At 57.7% G+C, this 338-nt stretch carries 1 protein-coding gene; it reads left to right on the top strand.

Features of this window, described 5'->3' with window-relative positions; genetic code table 11:
• Positions 1 to 338, top strand: a 338-nt coding sequence (locus HU755_RS27010; protein ID WP_272978341.1) for a contractile injection system protein, VgrG/Pvc8 family, incomplete at both ends; no start/stop codon positions are given.

The raw sequence follows: 338 nt of genomic DNA, 5'->3' as shown, positions 1-338 counted from the left end.
CAACGCATCTTCCAGAACCTCACGGTGCCGAAAATCATCGGCATGGTGCTGGAAGAGCACGGCATTCAAAGCAACGCTTACGAATTCAAGACCGGCTCGATCTACCCCGAGCGCCTCTACTGCGTGCAATACGACGAGTCGGACCTGCACTTCATCCAGCGCCTGTGCGAAGAAGAAGGCATTCACTACCACTTCCAGCACACGGCGACGGCGCACAAACTCGTCTTCGGCGATGACCAGACGGTGTTCCCGAAACTCGCACCCGTGGCCTATCAGCAAGACTCCGGCATGGTCGCCAATAACCCGGTGATCAAGCGCTTCGACCTGCGCCTGGAAAC

Origin of the sequence: Pseudomonas sp. SWRI111, assembly GCF_014268555.1 — a bacterium.
GTDB lineage: Bacteria > Pseudomonadota > Gammaproteobacteria > Pseudomonadales > Pseudomonadaceae > Aquipseudomonas > Aquipseudomonas hamedanensis.
This window is presented reverse-complemented; position numbering and strand designations above follow the sequence as displayed.